The sequence below is a fragment of the Cohnella faecalis genome (assembly GCF_003570905.1).
GTDB classification, from domain to species: Bacteria; Bacillota; Bacilli; order Paenibacillales; family Paenibacillaceae; genus Cohnella; species Cohnella faecalis.
In genome coordinates this window covers 1,324,178-1,339,733 of sequence record NZ_QXJM01000039.1, presented here as the reverse complement: position 1 = coordinate 1,339,733, position 15,556 = coordinate 1,324,178, and the positions used below count along the sequence as shown (strand labels likewise).

The following is a 15,556-nucleotide window of genomic DNA, read 5'->3' as shown; positions in this document are numbered from 1 at the left end:
TTTGGCTTCCTCCCTCCCGATTCAAGACATCGCGCGCAGCCTGCGGCATGAATATTGCAACGACAGTCGCAGAGAATCACTCACCATCGCCCATCCGCAATCCAAATCGGCCATATTCGCATGAATATTTTCCAGGTGGCTTCTATCCGAAGCTTTTTCGCCCACTGCCACGATATCATCCTGAAGCTCGGCGTTCATGAAGTGAATCTCCATGTTGCGTCTTTTGCGCAATCGGCTCATCGGCTCGCGGAACTTCTCTTTGATTTCGTCCAGCTTCGGAAATAGCTCCGAATGAAGCCCGTTCAAGCGCATATTCCGCAATACCGTAAAATATGAAAATTGAGGTTTCATGCGACTCGTATTCAATTCCAAAAAATCGTTCAAAAGCGCTCCAAGCTTATCGAGAAGCGAGAAAACGCGAATGTAAGCGTTCTTATCGAAATAGACGTGACGGTCGTAGTCGAGCTTTTCGTCAGGGGACATTTCGGTCAGCCGGGAATGCTCAATGCGTTCGGCGTAGCGCAGGGCCACGTATTTGCTCTGCTCCAGCTCATCCAACGAGCGGAGTACGCCTTCTGCCCGCACGGCGAATTTTCGGAAATTCGCAGCCTTTTCGGACCTGCGCTTTGCGTAATTGCCTGCGAGCAAGATAAACGATTCGATCGCTTGCACCGTTTCCCGCGTGTGCTCATCCCACTCGGACGGCTGTTCGCCCAAAAGAATTCGCAGCATCTAAGTCCTCCTAGTTCCATCGTCCCCTCATTGTAACGCAAAAAAGGCAACTCTCTCAACTAGTCGGTCAACGCTGCTGCCGACTGCCCACCGTCTACCTCCGTTCTGCTCGTATGCGTCACAATAGCTCTCCGACTTCCCGCCGTCTGTCTCCGTTGTACTCGTATGCGTCACAATTACTCTCCGACTTCCCGCCGTCTGCCTGCGTTGTGCTCGTATGCATCACAATTACTCTCCCACTGCCCGCCGCCTGCCTCCGTTGTGTTCGTATGCGTCACAATTGCTCTCCGACTTCCCGCCGTCTGCCTGCGTTGTGCTCGTATGCATCACAATTACTCTCCGACTGCCCGCCGTCTGCCTGCGTTGTGCTCGTATGCATCACAAACTCTCCCACTGCCCGCCGCCTGCCTCCGTTGTGTTCGTATGCGTCACAATTACTCTCCGACTGCCCACCGTCCACCTCCGTTCTGCTCGTATGCATTACAATAGCTCTCCGACTTCCCGCCGTCTGTCTCCGTTGTACTCGTATGCATCACAATTACTCTCCCACTGCCCGCCGCCTGCCTCCGTTGTGTTCGTATGCGTCACAATTACTCTCCGACTACCCACCTATAGCCTCCGTTCTGCTCGTATGCGTCACAATTACACTCCGACTTCCCGCCGTTAGCCTCCGTTGTGCTCGTATGCGTCACAATTACACTCCGACTGCCCGCCGCCTGCCTCCGTTGTGTTCGTATGCGTCACAATTACTCTCCGACTTCCCGCCGTCTGCCTCCGTTGTACTCGTATGCGTCACAATTACACTCCAACTGCCCGCCGTCAGCCTCCGTTGTACTCGTATGCGTCACAATTACTCTCCGACTGCCCGCCGTCAGCCTCCGTTGTGCTCGTATGCGTCACAATTACTCTCCGACTGCCTGCCGTCAGCCTCAGTTGTGTTCGTATGCGTCACAATTACTCTCCGACTGCCCGCCGTCTGTCTCCGTTGTACTCGTATGTGTCACACCCCCATCTAGTTGCATATAAACCAGTCTTTAGCCTTCTGGCTAAGTCTAAATCTGTAAAAGCGCTGCTTGCTGCCCCCCTCGAGAAGAATCATCTCTTTATCCAACAGCCCTCTCATGATTTTTCGACTGGATTGCCGCCCGAGCTGAAGGTACTCCATCAGTTCCCCAAAGCTAAACGAGCGGTGCAATGTCATTCCTAATCGAATGACTTCACGCTCATATACAGATAAAAGTTCATTTGATCGCGATAGATTCGCTCCGTGTCTTCCAACCAACTCATAGAAAGACTGCAAGCATATCTCTGGTTTCTTATCCAACTCATCCCGGCTAAAAGGAACGTATTTGTATGAATATTTCGCGATAGTCCGAATCTTCATTCGCTCAAAATCAAACCGATCTCGTGTAATTTTTTCCGCATGCGCTACGAACCCATCGCTTTCTAAAGCAAATTCCAACGGCTCATAAAAAGCGTCAATAAATATTTTCACTCCCGAAATGCTAATAATTTCGTGCTCTAACGTAATCCCGTCAAATGTTTTTAGAGCGGGCCATAGAACTTTAAGCATGCGCTTTGTCCCCGATAAATCCCGCTGAAGCATCTCGAGTCGGCGCAGTCCGGCCTTCTTCTTTTGCTCTTCCAGCAATAAAGCGAACTTTTGTTCAAACATCATGATCGATCCCCTCCCGAGAAAAATAAAACGCCGTCCGCTCCATTGATCAGGAGTGAACGGCGTGTGCTTCACGCTTAAAGTATGTTGCTTAAAGTATGTTGCTTAAAGTATGTTGCTTAAAGTATGTTGCTTAAAGCAGATAGTACATGATAATCCGAACCCTGACAAGCGCTTGGAAGGAACTCAGCTTAGGTGGCGGCCGCAGTTAAGCTCGAAATTGTTGAACTCTCGGTTGCACTAGGAGCGGCTAACCACCCATCTCCACCGAGGAAACTCTTCGTGCTCTATCCCTTTCAGCGGAGATCGACCCGCTCTACCCCTTCCAGCTTGACGAGCTGAAATATTCCTTCCAGCGGCGATCGACCAGCTCTACGATATCTTCGCGCGCGAACAGCTCGTCCGGGTAGCCCGGCTTCATGCGTGCGTCGATGACGATTGGCAGCTTGTAGCCGAAGTGGTGGCGGCGAATGTCCGAATTGGCGTAAATGTCGTCCGCCGGGTTAAAGCGGGTAAATACGGTCCACAAGAACGAAGTTTGACCGTCCGCAATGTTGGCATCGTCTGCGACTATGACGAGCGGCCACTCCGTTCCTCGCGCCGACAGCCGCTCAAGCACCCGCGAAGCCAATTGAGGGTCGGCTTCATACGATGCCCCCGAGACGACGAGACAGCCGCGGCAATAAGGCTTAGCCGCATGAATTCCCTCGATAACGCCCTCGTTGTAAACGGCGGGAAGCTCCCGAACAGGCTCGCCTACCCCCATCATAATCGCTTTGCTGCCATGGTTCAGCTTACCGCTCGTATAATCCAGCGTATCGTGCGACGTTTCGTCGAAGACGAACAAATCTTTATGCGGCTCGAACCGTTCCAGAACCCGCTCCATCAAATCGCCGAACCGCGCCAGATCGACAGGCTGATCCGTCAGCATGAGGAACTTCGTCAGCGAAAGCTGGCCTTCCCCCAAAACCCGGAAGCCGGTCGTGAGCGCTTCGCGCGAATAGGCCTCCCGGACAACGGCGGCCGCGAGCGCATGAACGCCCGTCTCCGCGTAAGCCCACAGCTCTTTGACGCCCGGCATGACCTTCGGAAAAGCCGGAGACAGCAGCCGCTGCAAATACTCGCCCAAATAATAATCTTCCTGACGAGGCTTGCCTACGATCGTTGCCGGATAAATCGCATCCTTGCGGTGCCACATATGATTCACGTTAAATACCGGAAAATCGTGGGTGAGCGAATAATAGCCGAAATGATCGCCAAAAGGACCTTCCGGACGTCGCAGGAACGGCGGAACCGAGCCGCTGATGACGAACTCCGCTTCCGCAGGCATACGGTGGCCTCCTTGCGGATTTTGCACCATCGGGAGCTTCCCGCCGATAATGAGCGAAGCCAGCAGCAGCTCTCCCAGCATTTCCGGCACAGGAGCTATTGCCGATGCAATCAGCGCTGGAGGGCCTCCCAAAAATACCGACACCGGAAGCGCTTCTCCGCGCTTTTCGGCTTCGTGGTAATGGAAACCGCCGCCCTTGTGGATTTGCCAGTGCATGCCCGTCGTCGAATCGTCGAACACTTGCATGCGGTACATCCCCAAATTATGATGCTTGCGGTTGTTCGGATGCTCCGTGTAAACAAGAGGAAGAGTAACGAAAGGCCCTCCGTCCTCCTGCCAGCTCGTAATGGCCGGCAAATCCGCCAACGGACGTTCCCGCTTCAGTACTTGCAGAATCGGAGCTCCGTCTTTAGGCACTTCCTTCATCCCGACTTTAAGCAGATCCCAGACCAAATTGCGTTCGCCCCACAACGCTTTCGGCGTGGGAGGCAGTACGCGATCCAAAGCGCCTGTCAACTGCTTCATGAACGCCTCAGGCCGCGGTCCGAAAGCCAGATCGACGCGTCGGCTCGTCCCGAACATGTTCGTCGCTATCGGAAAAGGACTGCCTTTGACGTTCGTGAAGAGCAATGCGGGGCCTTCTTGTTCGATGACCCGGCGGTGAATTTCCGCAAGCTCGAGCACCGGATCGACCGGCGCCTCAATGACGGCCAAATCCCCATCGCGGCGCAAAGTGTCCAAAAAAGGACGAAGCGAAGAAAAACTCATCGATTAACCTCCTGCGGCTTAACGGCGCGACGACATCTGCTTGGCTCGCACTGCCAACAGGCAGAGCGAGCTGAACAGCGCGGATATGATAATGGTGTGCAGTAGACTCGTAAATACGTAAACGTCTTCGTTGTGGAGAGTCGACGTTAGCAGCCAGCCGCTCAACACTTGCGTAACGACAAGCGCGACGGATAATTTCGCGATCGACAGCAGCTCTTTGTTTCCTTCGGTTTTGTTGCGGACGAGGACTAGCAGCAAGACGACGGCGATAAGCATAATGACGGCTCCCAGCCGATGAGCGAACACCGGTCCGGTAGCGTTCGTAAGCTCGGGCACGAGCTCCCCATTGCACAACGGCCAGCCGATACAGCCGCCGGCGGACTGCGTATGGCGAATGTAAGCGCCTAAATAAACGACTCCCATGCAATACACGAGAATAGCCGTCGTCCATCCGAAAATGGAGGCGGGGATACGCGAATAAGAAGTGCGGCGGATCGACCCTTTTCCGTTGTCCAACACCCGTCGCTTCGCCCAAGCGCTAAGCAGCCAAGTGCTCGAAAATGCGATAAGAGAAATGCCGAAATGAGTAGCCAGTACCGCATCCGAAGTCGGCCAGATTACGGCCATAGCGCCGAGCGCAGCTTGCAGGATTGTGAAAAGCAGCGCGCTTCCGGCATAGATAAGCGCTTCCCGGCTCCGGGGCGGATCATCCATGTTGCGACGAATGCGGCGGCCACTAACAAGCCTTCGATTCCGCTAACGGCACGGTGAGAATATTCGACCATGGATTCAAGCGTATAAGCGGGAACGAACTTCCCGTTGCACAACGGCCAATCCGTTCCGCAGCCTCGCCCGGAATCGGTATTCGTTACGGTAACTCCCACCACAAGGACCAAAAACATTCCTATGCAGCTGAGCAGGGTCAAAAGACGATAGTTTTTTGCGGTCATGCTTATCCCCGATTTCTTTGTGAAAGTAGGCGCATGGAGGCCAATTCCCATTATACCCAACCGCAAAAGGCAATACCATGTTCAAAATGTGAACACGAGCATGTTCACCGCTTTGCCATTCTCCTAGCAAAGCATGCAAAAAAGCAGCCTAAGGGAAGGATTCCCTCAGGCTGCTTGCGATTATCCCGTTACCCGTTCACAGGCGCGACGGCTGCGGATACCGCGACGGCGCGATCGAGGAATTGCTCGATTTCGTCCCGCGTCTTGCGAAGCTTGCTGACGAACCGGACAAGCTCCTGACCCTTGCGGAAGGCAATAAAGCTTGGAATGCCCAGAATGTTAAGCTCGGAGCACAGATCCGGCATGTCGTCGCGGTCGATCTCGATAAGAGTCAGACGATCCGCGTACGCTTTCTCAACGTCCGGTATGAACGGATCGATGAAATGGCAGTCTTTGCACCAGGTCGTTTTGAATACGGCGACCGTCAGTCGATCTTCCCCCGTAATGCGGCGGAATTCCTCCTCTTGGCTTACCTTTTGCATCGAAATTCCTCCTTCCGATTCATCCAATACGGTCATTATACTCCTGCTCGAGATCCGTCACAATGCGACGAACGCAAAAGCCTTCTACAAATCCCTCGTTACGCTCAGTACGAAGTCTCCGTAGTCGGACTCCGCTATCGAATATTCCGCATGAAGAAGGCCGAATAGATCGTCGGCGGAAATGTAAGCGTAAGGACCGTCTTGGAAAACGGCGTGCTTCAAAGTTACCGGCTTTCCATTGACGGTCGCCGCAGCAGAGCCGATGTGCAAGACGATTTCCTGAGAGGTTGCTCCGTCCGTGAATCGGATTTCCTTCGTTTTCTTCGTGTAGACGATCGGCTCGTTCCCGAACTGCTCGAGCGAGTAGCGGACCGGCACGTAGACGTTGTCCTGCTCGTCGGCCATCCAAGGAATGCCCCACTCGTCGCTGATCTCGAACGATTGGTCATCGATCGCAAGATCGTTTTTCAACAAATCGTACAGCACGGACTGTTCGTCGAGTCCTCTTACATACTCGTAAGGCTGCATAGCGTCAAGCTCTTGCTCGGTCAGCGCGTTCGACGGCACTTCGACGGCCGGAACGGTCACATCGCCGTTTACGTTCCAAATGTCGAAGCTGCTCCGAATCCGAATGCTTCGAATCGGAGAGTCCTCTTCGGCGAAGTAAGCCGGCGCTATCGTGAGATCGACGTTCGACTTGCGAACATGGAGCGAATCGTCCACGTACAAGTCAGTAACGAGAGAAATTCCTTTATCGAATATTTGCCCCCACTCTTTCTCTTTGCGGAAGTCGGCGAGATTGGTTTGAAACTCTTTCAGCATCGGGAATAGCTCTTCGACTCCGGCATTGATCGCCTCTTCCGTCTCGGCTTCGGTCGGCGGCTCCTCCAGTCCCAGCTGTTCCACGAGCTCCGGAGGAAGCGAGTACAATGCCTTCAGGAACTGGCGAAGCATTTCCTTGAAGCCCGTCTCATCCTTAACGATATTATCCAAATAAGCAGGTATAAGGTCGCCCAGCTCTTCGCCGTTCAGCTCCGCATGAACTTTCGTCAGCGTAGTCGTCGTCCCGTTGACAGGAGCGGCCAGTCTGTCGACAGTTATTTTCGGAGGATTAGGCAAATGGTGGACAAAATAAGTACCGACCGTACGGAGCAAGCTTCTGGACCATTCGGTCAAATCGGCGTCATCGCTCTGAATGTCCGGCAACCCCGCATCCGAGAGCACGCCTTGTAACGATTGCGCGGAGAACGAGTCGATTTCCAGCACGATAGGCTCGGGAGCACCTGCGATATCGAAGCGAATCGCCTTCTCATCCATTCCGAGCGTGATGGGAATGTCGCCTTTGCCTCCGAAATTGACCGCTCCCTTCAATTGGAACCGGTTTTTCGAATCGATAGCCGCATGTTCTACCGTAAACGTCATTTTTTTGAACAGCTCCAGCGCCTTCGCGGCTGCCGGATCTTCCGCCGCTTCCGCGAGAACGACTTTATCGTTCAATTCTAGCTCGATTTCCACTTTGCCGGATTGCTCGGCCGATTTGACCTCCAATTGCTTAAGGATCATATCGTCCAAATTCAGCCCGCCGATAGCTTGGCAGCCTACGAGCAACAAGACCAGCGCCGCCGACAGCCAAAGTCCGATTTTGCGATAATTCCGTTTGCGCATTTCAATTCCCCTTTTCCAATGCCAGCCTTCATCCAACTGGAACAATATGTATGCTTAACATGGATTCGACGGTCGTCCGCAAAATCCTGCCGGCCTGCCGCGGACAAATGACAAGGAGCCGCTCATGAACGAAAAAAAAAGGAAGACCGATCGTGTGAATGCGCTAATGCGAGTTACCGGACGTCTGGCGGCGGGAATGTGGAACGGCTTCCGCGGCTGGTACGACTCGATTCGCCTTACTCGCAACCGGTCTGAGATGCGATTGTCGCACAGCGCCATGATGGAGCTTCGAGAAGCGCTCGATGGCCAAAGATCGCCTTCGGATCAACGACGGGGCTGCGACGGGTGCCTTGATCTCGTGGAACGAATCACTTCGGAGACGACGGCGCTAAATCGCAATAACTTGACCCGCACGCAAGCTTATTGGGATATTTATCAAGCGCATCCCGAGCTTCATTGGGCGCTGCTCGCCCATCTCGTTTCCCGCAACGGAGGCTGGAGCATGACCGATCTGAAAGGACAATGGCTTCCGAAGCTTTTGCCCGCAGACCAACTTCGCTGGAGCTTCGACATGCTTGAAAGCTGCAATTCGCTCATCTTTGGCGACGCTTACCCGCAGCTTCGATTGTATGCCGAGAGCAAAAGACAGGGCATCGGCCTGTTCCGACTGCTGCCGAGCTTTGGCGTATCGGTCTTCATGCAGCCTTGTTGGGAGCGATTCTGGACGGAGCGCAATTCCGTGCTAATATCGACGGCGCTGATCGTGAATGAGCAGCACTATATCCAGAGCCGAGTGGTCGAGAACGAGGTGTTCCGAAAGCGCGTGTTCGATAACGCCGCTTTTCAATCGCAGCCGCTGCTTCAGTTGAACCAGATCGTCTTTCCGCTTAAGCTCGGCACTCGCAGCGTCTCCCTTGCCGGCCGAATATTGGAGCGGTTCGAGAGCCTGGAGGAACGAATCGAATTCGGAAAATGTCTCTATGCGATGCTGTTCGGCTATCCTACGGTTCTGAGAGGGGCTGCGGCATTTGCGAAGGAGGTTGCTCATACCGGTTCGCGCGCCGATTATTGGCCGCACGTGTTCGCAGACAAACAAAAAACCGGCGCGACGGCCGGTCTTTCGAAGGGATGGTACAGCCCCTGTCTGTCCGCCGCATGGCCGGACAAACCGCTGATTGCCGCATCGCGCGGGGATTGGTACTCGAATCGGGAAGCGTTCGCTTATCTTGAGAAATTGCCTTTGCCCCGCATCATCGCGATGAGCCGGGAGCATATGCACGGACAGCGCAAGCTGCAAGCGGCCGCATTGGCGCTTGGAGGACGTTACCCTCTCTGAGGCGTTCTCCCAACGAGCTTGAAAACGGGACCGAGCAGCTTTCTCACCGGACGCGGGTAAGAGGCCATTTCTTCGGCGGTGATGACTCGGAACAATACGAGCAGCGTCGGATACAGCGCAAGCACGCCAACGCCCATAACCGCGCACGAGAAGAAGAAAGCGACTTTATCCGGAGCGCCCGACAGAATCGCCAGCACTCCTTTTTGCAGCAGCCACAACGCCCCGGCTACGATCGCTACGGTGGCTATGTAGCCGGGCCAGGCTTTGCCGATAACGTTAAACGTCGATCTCTTCCTGAGACTAAGCACGTTGAAGAATAGCGCCCAAATAAAGCAAATCGTCGTCGAGAGAATGATGCCGTATACGCCCATCCACGGAGCGAGCGCGAAGCTAAGAATAATCTTGATGATAATGCCGGTGATCGTGTGCATCGTCGCTTTTTTCGGCTTGCCCAGTCCGAGCAGAATGGAGTTGGTTACCATCATCCCGATCTGAAACAGCGTTCCCAGCGTAAGCATGGCGACGATCGAGCTTCCTTCGGGTTTCTCGAACAATAGCCCATTGACGCTGAACGCTCCGACCCCGAGAAGCAGAATCATCGGCATGCCGGTATAGATCGCTATCCTTACCGCGAGGGAAGCTTGATTTCCGACCCGATTATGATCGCCGACAGCGTGCGCCGCCGAAATTATCGGAATAATCGATTGGCTCAGCGCGACCGCCAGAATAACCGGAATTCCCGCGATGGCTTGGGCGTTCATGCTGAGAACTCCCCACCAATGAAGAATAAGATCCGGATCGAAATGTCCCCGCGTCAATGACTTGACCATAATTCCGTCCAGCGTATAGACGAATTGCACCGTTATCGCCGTCATGACGATCGGAATGGAAAGCCGGAACAGCTCGCGATAAATTTCCTTCAGCTTGAGCGACCGCGACGTATCGCGCATAGCCAACGGTTCCAGCCGATCTCTTGCCTTCAGCTTGCGCGCATAATAAAGCATAACCGCAAAAGCGCCGATACTGCCGAAGACGCTGCCGAGTGACGCTCCAGCCGCAATCCCTTCGTCATTATGAGGGCTGCCCGCATAGATGGCGAAGGCGATAGCGACAGCGGCCACAACGCGCAATATTTGTTCCACGATTTGCGATATACCGCCTGCCGCCATGAATTGACGTCCCTGAAAATAACCCCGCATCATGGCAATCATCGGAAAGAGCAGCAGCGACGGGGCGATCGCCCGAATAGCCGTCGCGGCTTCCGGCTCGTCCAGGATCGGACCGGCGATTAGCGGTGCGAGCCCTAACATCCCTAGCGTTATGACAATTCCCGCCGCAGCGCCGAACAGCATCGCGGCTCTGTACACTTGCTGGGCTTCCCCTACCCGGCCAAGAGCGTATCGTTGGGATACCATCTTGCTTATTGCGCTGGGAATGCCTGCCGTCGCCACGACGAGCAGCAGCAAATAAACGTTATTCGCTACACCGAAATATCCGTTACCCGCATCGCTGAGTACGTAATCAAGCGGAACCCGCTGGAAAATGCCAAGACCGCGAGCGACGAGAGCGGCCGCGGCTAGAATAAGTGTTCCTTTGAGCAAAGTATCTTTTTTCAATGGAATGGAGCCTCGATTCGGAAAAGATCAAATCAGTTAATCGGTTCGAGAGGTTGGTGGTGGCCGCGAACCGGCTTCGCGTTAGCTGTGGGAGCCGCCCATTTCGCGCCGTTGGCGATTACCTTGCGGACGAGAGGGTGGTAATAGGTCGGATACGTCTCGTGTCCCGGACGGAAATAAAAGATCTTCCCTTGCCCCCGACGGAACGTACAGCCGCTGCGGAACACCTCGCCTCCTTCAAACCAGCTTACGAAGATGAGTTCGTCCGGCGCGGGAATGTCAAAGTGCTCGCCGTACATCTCCTCCGGCTTCAGCTCGAAGTATTCCGGGATGCCTTCCGCGATCGGATGCGACGGATCGACGGTCCAGATGCGCTCTTTTTCCTTCGCTTCCCGCCATTTGAGGTCGCAGCCGGTTCCCATCAGCTTTTTGAATATTTTCGAGAAGTGGCCCGAATGAAGGACGATGAGCCCCATGCCGTTCATCACCCGCTCGTGAACGCGGTCGACAATTGCGTCGTCCACATCGCCGTGTGCCATATGTCCCCACCAAATAAGAACGTCGGTGTCGTTCAGCACATCCTCCGTCAATCCGTGCTCCGGCTCCGGCAATGTCGCCGTCCTTACGGCGAAGCCTTCCCCCGCTTCATTCAGCCCCGCGGCGATGACGGCATGAATGCCTTCCGGGTAAACGCTGCGCACCTCTTCGTGCTCCTGCTCGTGCCTGAACTCGTTCCATACGGTAACTCGAACCATCCCGGCTCACTCTCCTAACGAAATTAATATGCAATTAGCCAAACGACGAATAAAGCGATCATCGCGGCTTGCAAAATAAACTTCACAACCGTACTGGTGAACAACCCTACGAGCGCCCCCCAGCCGACTTTGATTGCCCGATCCGCAGATGAGCCGTGAATAAGCTCTCCGATCACGGCTCCGGCGAACGGGCCGATAATAAGTCCGAATGCCGGAATAACGAACGGACCGATAAGTATGCCGATCGTGCTTCCCCATATGGATGCCTTGGAGCCTCCGTACTTTTTGACGCCCCATGCGTTCACGACGTAATCCGCCACGAATAGGACGGCCACGATCAACGTCTGGATCGTCCAAAACCAAAATCCGAACGGTCCGAACGAGAAGAATAGCCCATAGACGAAAAATGCCGCATATATCGCCAGAGCGCCCGGCAAAATCGGATAGACCGCTCCCGCCATCCCGACGACGAACAACACGATAATAAGAATCCAGCCAAGCACGTCCATCTCGCTATCACGCCTTCAGCAAATAATTTTGAATCAAATGCGCGACTCCGTCCTCAAGGTTGCTGGACGTCACGATGTCGGCCGACGCCTTCACCTCGTCCTGAGCATTGCCCATCGCCACCCCCAGACCGCAAGCCCGGATCGCCGCGATATCGTTCAGGCTGTCGCCTACCGCCACTGCCTGGGACAGCTCGATTCCGAGCAACCGGCACACTTCCTCCACGGCGGTCGCCTTGGATACGCCGGAAGGATTCACTTCTATATTGAACGGCGACGAGTTGCTGAGCTCCAGCCCGTCCCAAGTCCGAATTTCCGCCAAAATGCCGTCCAGCGCATTCTTGTCTTCGGTGTAATAACCGAATTTGAGCCATTCATGAGCTTCCGGGTCGTTATCGATCCAGCGCTCCTTGTTGTAAATATCTTCAATCGAATACGCCCAGAACCATGTCTCCGGATATCGCTTCGCGAGCGCGTGAAGCTTGGCCACCTTGTCCGAATCCAGCAAAGTCCTCTGGTGAAGCGTATGCGGCTTGCTCCAAATTTCTCCGCCGTTCACGGTAATCATAGGCGTCTGCAAGCCAAGCTGCTCCGCAATCGGAAGAGCGCTTTTGAAGCCTCTGCCCGTCGATACGCACACGGTGATTCCCGCATCGGTCGCCTTTTTCACCCATTCGTGATTCATTGCACTGATCTCGCCGGCTTCGTTGAGCAGCGTTCCATCCAAATCAATCGCCAACAGTCGGTATTGTGTCAAGTAATCGTTCACTCCCTCGAATTCCGTAAGCGGTTCTGTCGATAGTTCGACGACTATGCCTAACATCCTTCGTTCATTATAGCTTTACGTCCTGTAAGAAACCAATATCCCGGAGGAAAAAGAAAATCGGCTTATGTTGGTCAGGCTCCCGACCCGCAGCCCAACTTTTTTTGGTTACTCCCGTTTAGAGCGCAACCGCAACGAGCGACACCGCGATCCCCACATATACCAACGTCCAAACGAACCTCTTTATGGAAGACGGAATTTTTCTTTTCATCGCTTCTACTCCTCCCGATTCGCGGGCGCGCCCGATAATATCCGCCGCCTAAGTTTAAAGTCGAGTTTTTACCCGCAGCCGCTTTTTTTATAATATACAAAAATGTTGTATTGATGAAACTTTTTGAACAAAAAAACTCTCGATCCTGAAGCGGCTGTTTCCGGCTTTGAAGCTTCGTTTCACCCGCATTCGCAAAAATTCCAGCGAGTTGAAAACAACTGTAAAACATGCAGCAATTACGGAAGTGGACCGCTTAAGACGAAGAGTACCTGCAAATTGTACAGTTAATAAATTCAAAATTGACTTTAGTAGCTTTTACCACATCAACTAACCGTACGTTCTACATCCGAATCCCCTTAATGCAACCAGCGAGCTTAGATTTACTGTACGTTCTGCAGGAAAATAAAACCGCAGCGTCAATTCCGATTCAAAAAAAACCTCCATTCCGCTTCAGCGACGGAATTGGAGGTTTTCTTCAGGACGAATGCGACTGCCGAAATAAACCGGGAAACCGCCTTATCCGACTTTTCTACTGCTCAGCGGCAGCTCCGTTCGCTCCATCGCCCTGCTGCTGAGAGGCAGCCTCGTCCGCAGGTACGGTAGACGCCGGAGTCGGCTTGCGCGGCGTGCCCGTCAGCCCGACTTGCTCGTCGTAGGCGTCGAAAATTTTGCGCGCGATCGGAGCCGCTCCCCAGCCGCCGTATCCCCCCTCCGGCACGACAACCGCGACGGCCAGCTTCGGCTTATCCGCGGGCGCGTACGCGATGAATACGGAGTTCTCGACTTTTTTGCCGCCGGCGACGTCTTGCTGGGACGTTCCCGTCTTCCTGTTGAAGGAATAAGGAAAATCCTCGAAACCCTGTACTTTAACTTGGGACATCCCGGCTTCGATCGTCTGCCAATACTGCTTCGGAAAAGTGACCGTGTTCAGCAGTTCCTTCTGGAAAGGCTGAACCAAATTTCCATCGGAATCCTCGATATGATCGACGAACTGCGGTTTAAGGCGCTCGCCCCTGCTTGCGAGCACCGTCGCATACTGTGCCAATTGCAAAACCGTGTACTGGGCTTGCTGGCCGAACGAGGAGTAAATCATCGCCGACTGGGCGCTCCCGTTCTTTTCCTCCTTGAAGTAGTTCAGGTTGCCCGCTTGCTCGCCCGGCAATCCGCTGCCCGTCTTTACGCCAAGGCCGAACTGCTTCATGTAGCCGTCCCAAATCTCTACCGCCTTGGACGGGGACCTCAAGTACAACGCGTTGCCGACCATCGCGGCCATGAAGGCGTTGGAAGACTTGGCTATCGCCGTCGTCGGGACTAGTCTTCCGTTCGGCGTGCTCTTGGCGTTTCGGACTTTCGTCTCGTGGCCTTTGCGCCCGAACCCGAAATAGCCCGGATCTACCCATGAGGAGGAAGGCGTGATCAGCTTCTCGCTTAGCCCTACCAAGATCGTCAGAGGCTTCTGCGTAGAGCCGAGAAATACGAGCGACGACGGATGCTTCGCGCGTTCCTTGTCGTCGTCATAAGGCGGCTGCACCTCGCGGATGGCGCCGTTGCCGATGAAATACTTGATCGAGTTGTAGTCCTTGGAGCTGATGCCCCCTTGCCACAAATTCGAGTTGTAGTCCGGCATGCTCGCCATGGCGACGACCTTGCCCGTATCGACTTCCATCGCTACCGCGTAGCCCGTCGTAGCGTTCCGTCCTTCGTACTCGGTCGTTCCCTTCGGCGCATGCTTCAGCTTGTTCAATTGGTCTGTGATCGCTTTTTGAGCGGCCAATTGAATGTTCTTGTTGATCGTCAAAAACAGATTTTCGCCCTTGACCGGCTTCGTCAGCTGCATGGGCCCGACGATTCGGCTGTCCTTGTTGACCGGATAAGTTTTCAAGCCATTGCGGCCTCGCAGCTCGTCCTGGTACATGAGCTCGATGCCGTCAAAGCCGACCTCTTCGGATTCCAAATACTTCAGCGTCGCATCCTTCTGATCCGTATTGATATCCTTGTACTTGTCGAGGCTCGTCGCGCCCTTCATCTGCTTCATATAGCCGACCAGCTGCACGGCGATTTGATCGTCGCTGTACTGCCGGATGCTTTCCTCGAGGATGTCGACGCCCTTGAACTCTTTTTGATGCTCCGCGAAGTAGGCGATCTCCTCCTTCGTCAAGCCGGACTTGATGCGCCTCGGCTGAAAAGGAAGATGGACCGCCCCGCCGAAGTCCATGTCCTCGAACACCTCTTGGGCGTTGGGCGGATTTTTCGCTTTGTTGCCGTACTTGGCGAATACTTCGAACAGTCTAACCGCAAGCGCCTTGCCGTCCGCTTCCTTCGTTCCCGGCTCAAGCGTGTAATACAGCGACTGAGTCGATGTCGAATAGGCGATAGCCGTTCCTGTAGAGTCGTAAATATTGCCGCGAATCGGCGGAATCGGAACGACCCGCGTACCGATATCGTGTTCCCGTTCTTTGAGCTTGGGGCCTTCCACGAATTGGAGAAACGCCAGACGAACGATCAGCAGCGAAAAGACGAAAAAAGTAGCGAAGAAAAAGACGTTGAGCCGGAAGCTGAAATGCCGGCGATTGCGTATTTCCCTCTTCTGCGCTTCTTCGGTTTTGTTGTTGCCCACTTATTATGAAGCCTCCTTGCTTGCGGGGAA

At 54.2% G+C, this 15,556-nt stretch carries 13 protein-coding genes; 1 reads left to right on the top strand and 12 read right to left on the bottom strand.

The features are described from left to right. Nucleotides 1-21: 21 nt before the first annotated feature. The 7 genes from D3H35_RS19235 to D3H35_RS19205 form a co-directional block, all read right to left on the bottom strand. The gene (locus tag D3H35_RS19235) at nucleotides 22-732 is read right to left on the bottom strand and encodes a Cthe_2314 family HEPN domain-containing protein (protein ID WP_119150801.1); all 711 of its coding nucleotides are present in this window, start codon (nucleotides 730-732) and stop codon (nucleotides 22-24) included. 1,012 nt (nucleotides 733-1,744) lie between these two features. Then, nucleotides 1,745-2,410 carry a hypothetical protein gene (locus D3H35_RS19225; RefSeq protein ID WP_119150799.1) on the bottom strand — a complete coding sequence of 222 codons (666 nt, stop codon included), beginning with the start codon at nucleotides 2,408-2,410 and terminating at the stop codon, nucleotides 1,745-1,747. A gap of 313 nt (nucleotides 2,411-2,723) precedes the next feature. Further along, nucleotides 2,724-4,505, bottom strand: a complete 1,782-nt coding sequence (locus tag D3H35_RS19220) for a UbiD family decarboxylase (RefSeq protein WP_119150798.1) — start codon at nucleotides 4,503-4,505, stop codon at nucleotides 2,724-2,726. An 18-nt stretch (nucleotides 4,506-4,523) separates the two neighbouring features. Beyond that, nucleotides 4,524-5,219, bottom strand: a complete 696-nt coding sequence (locus tag D3H35_RS19215; RefSeq protein ID WP_233568005.1) for a COX15/CtaA family protein — start codon at nucleotides 5,217-5,219, stop codon at nucleotides 4,524-4,526. Continuing rightward, the gene (locus tag D3H35_RS32635) at nucleotides 5,123-5,455 is read right to left on the bottom strand and encodes a COX15/CtaA family protein (RefSeq protein ID WP_233568004.1); all 333 of its coding nucleotides are present in this window, start codon (nucleotides 5,453-5,455) and stop codon (nucleotides 5,123-5,125) included. The genes D3H35_RS19215 and D3H35_RS32635 overlap by 97 nt, the downstream gene beginning before the upstream one ends. A 188-nt stretch (nucleotides 5,456-5,643) precedes the next feature. Beyond that, nucleotides 5,644-5,997 carry a thioredoxin family protein gene (locus tag D3H35_RS19210; RefSeq protein ID WP_119151231.1) on the bottom strand — a complete coding sequence of 118 codons (354 nt, stop codon included), beginning with the start codon at nucleotides 5,995-5,997 and terminating at the stop codon, nucleotides 5,644-5,646. An 84-nt stretch (nucleotides 5,998-6,081) separates the two neighbouring features. Continuing rightward, nucleotides 6,082-7,662: a stalk domain-containing protein gene (locus D3H35_RS19205; RefSeq protein WP_119150797.1), complete on the bottom strand. Its 1,581-nt coding sequence runs from the start codon at nucleotides 7,660-7,662 to the stop codon at nucleotides 6,082-6,084. Nucleotides 7,663-7,786: 124 nt separating this feature from the next. Between D3H35_RS19205 and D3H35_RS19200 the strand changes: the two genes are divergently transcribed. Continuing rightward, nucleotides 7,787-8,998, top strand: a complete 1,212-nt coding sequence (locus D3H35_RS19200; protein ID WP_119150796.1) for a DUF2515 family protein — start codon at nucleotides 7,787-7,789, stop codon at nucleotides 8,996-8,998. Here the strand turns inward: D3H35_RS19200 and D3H35_RS19195 are convergent. The 5 genes from D3H35_RS19195 to D3H35_RS19175 all read right to left on the bottom strand — a co-directional run bounded on the left by D3H35_RS19195 (nucleotide 8,986) and on the right by D3H35_RS19175 (nucleotide 15,526). Then, nucleotides 8,986-10,614 carry a putative polysaccharide biosynthesis protein gene (locus tag D3H35_RS19195; RefSeq protein WP_233568003.1) on the bottom strand — a complete coding sequence of 543 codons (1,629 nt, stop codon included), beginning with the start codon at nucleotides 10,612-10,614 and terminating at the stop codon, nucleotides 8,986-8,988. The genes D3H35_RS19200 and D3H35_RS19195 overlap by 13 nt on opposite strands. Before the next feature lie 32 nt (nucleotides 10,615-10,646). Beyond that, nucleotides 10,647-11,369 carry a ThuA domain-containing protein gene (locus tag D3H35_RS19190; RefSeq protein ID WP_119150794.1) on the bottom strand — a complete coding sequence of 241 codons (723 nt, stop codon included), beginning with the start codon at nucleotides 11,367-11,369 and terminating at the stop codon, nucleotides 10,647-10,649. Nucleotides 11,370-11,392: 23 nt separating this feature from the next. Then, nucleotides 11,393-11,878, bottom strand: coding sequence for a DUF456 domain-containing protein (locus D3H35_RS19185; protein ID WP_119150793.1), 486 nt, complete (start codon nucleotides 11,876-11,878; stop codon nucleotides 11,393-11,395). Between the two features lie 7 nt (nucleotides 11,879-11,885). Then, the gene (locus D3H35_RS19180) at nucleotides 11,886-12,632 is read right to left on the bottom strand and encodes a Cof-type HAD-IIB family hydrolase (RefSeq protein WP_119151230.1); all 747 of its coding nucleotides are present in this window, start codon (nucleotides 12,630-12,632) and stop codon (nucleotides 11,886-11,888) included. An 806-nt stretch (nucleotides 12,633-13,438) separates the two neighbouring features. Next, nucleotides 13,439-15,526, bottom strand: a complete 2,088-nt coding sequence (locus D3H35_RS19175) for a peptidoglycan D,D-transpeptidase FtsI family protein (RefSeq protein ID WP_119150792.1) — start codon at nucleotides 15,524-15,526, stop codon at nucleotides 13,439-13,441. Nucleotides 15,527-15,556 lie beyond the last annotated feature (30 nt).

Bases quoted from the DNA above. Each gene is read 5' to 3' on its own strand.
- D3H35_RS19235 (WP_119150801.1), bottom strand. From the start codon at position 732: ATGCTGCGAATTCTTTTGGGCGAACAGCCGTCCGAGTGGGATGAGCAC.
- D3H35_RS19225 (WP_119150799.1), bottom strand. From the start codon at position 2,410: ATGATGTTTGAACAAAAGTTCGCTTTATTGCTGGAAGAGCAAAAGAAG.
- D3H35_RS19220 (WP_119150798.1), bottom strand. From the start codon at position 4,505: ATGAGTTTTTCTTCGCTTCGTCCTTTTTTGGACACTTTGCGCCGCGAT.
- D3H35_RS19215 (WP_233568005.1), bottom strand. From the start codon at position 5,219: ATGGATGATCCGCCCCGGAGCCGGGAAGCGCTTATCTATGCCGGAAGC.
- D3H35_RS32635 (WP_233568004.1), bottom strand. From the start codon at position 5,455: ATGACCGCAAAAAACTATCGTCTTTTGACCCTGCTCAGCTGCATAGGA.
- D3H35_RS19210 (WP_119151231.1), bottom strand. From the start codon at position 5,997: ATGCAAAAGGTAAGCCAAGAGGAGGAATTCCGCCGCATTACGGGGGAA.
- D3H35_RS19205 (WP_119150797.1), bottom strand. From the start codon at position 7,662: ATGCGCAAACGGAATTATCGCAAAATCGGACTTTGGCTGTCGGCGGCG.
- D3H35_RS19200 (WP_119150796.1), top strand. From the start codon at position 7,787: ATGAACGAAAAAAAAAGGAAGACCGATCGTGTGAATGCGCTAATGCGA.
- D3H35_RS19190 (WP_119150794.1), bottom strand. From the start codon at position 11,369: ATGGTTCGAGTTACCGTATGGAACGAGTTCAGGCACGAGCAGGAGCAC.
- D3H35_RS19185 (WP_119150793.1), bottom strand. From the start codon at position 11,878: ATGGACGTGCTTGGCTGGATTCTTATTATCGTGTTGTTCGTCGTCGGG.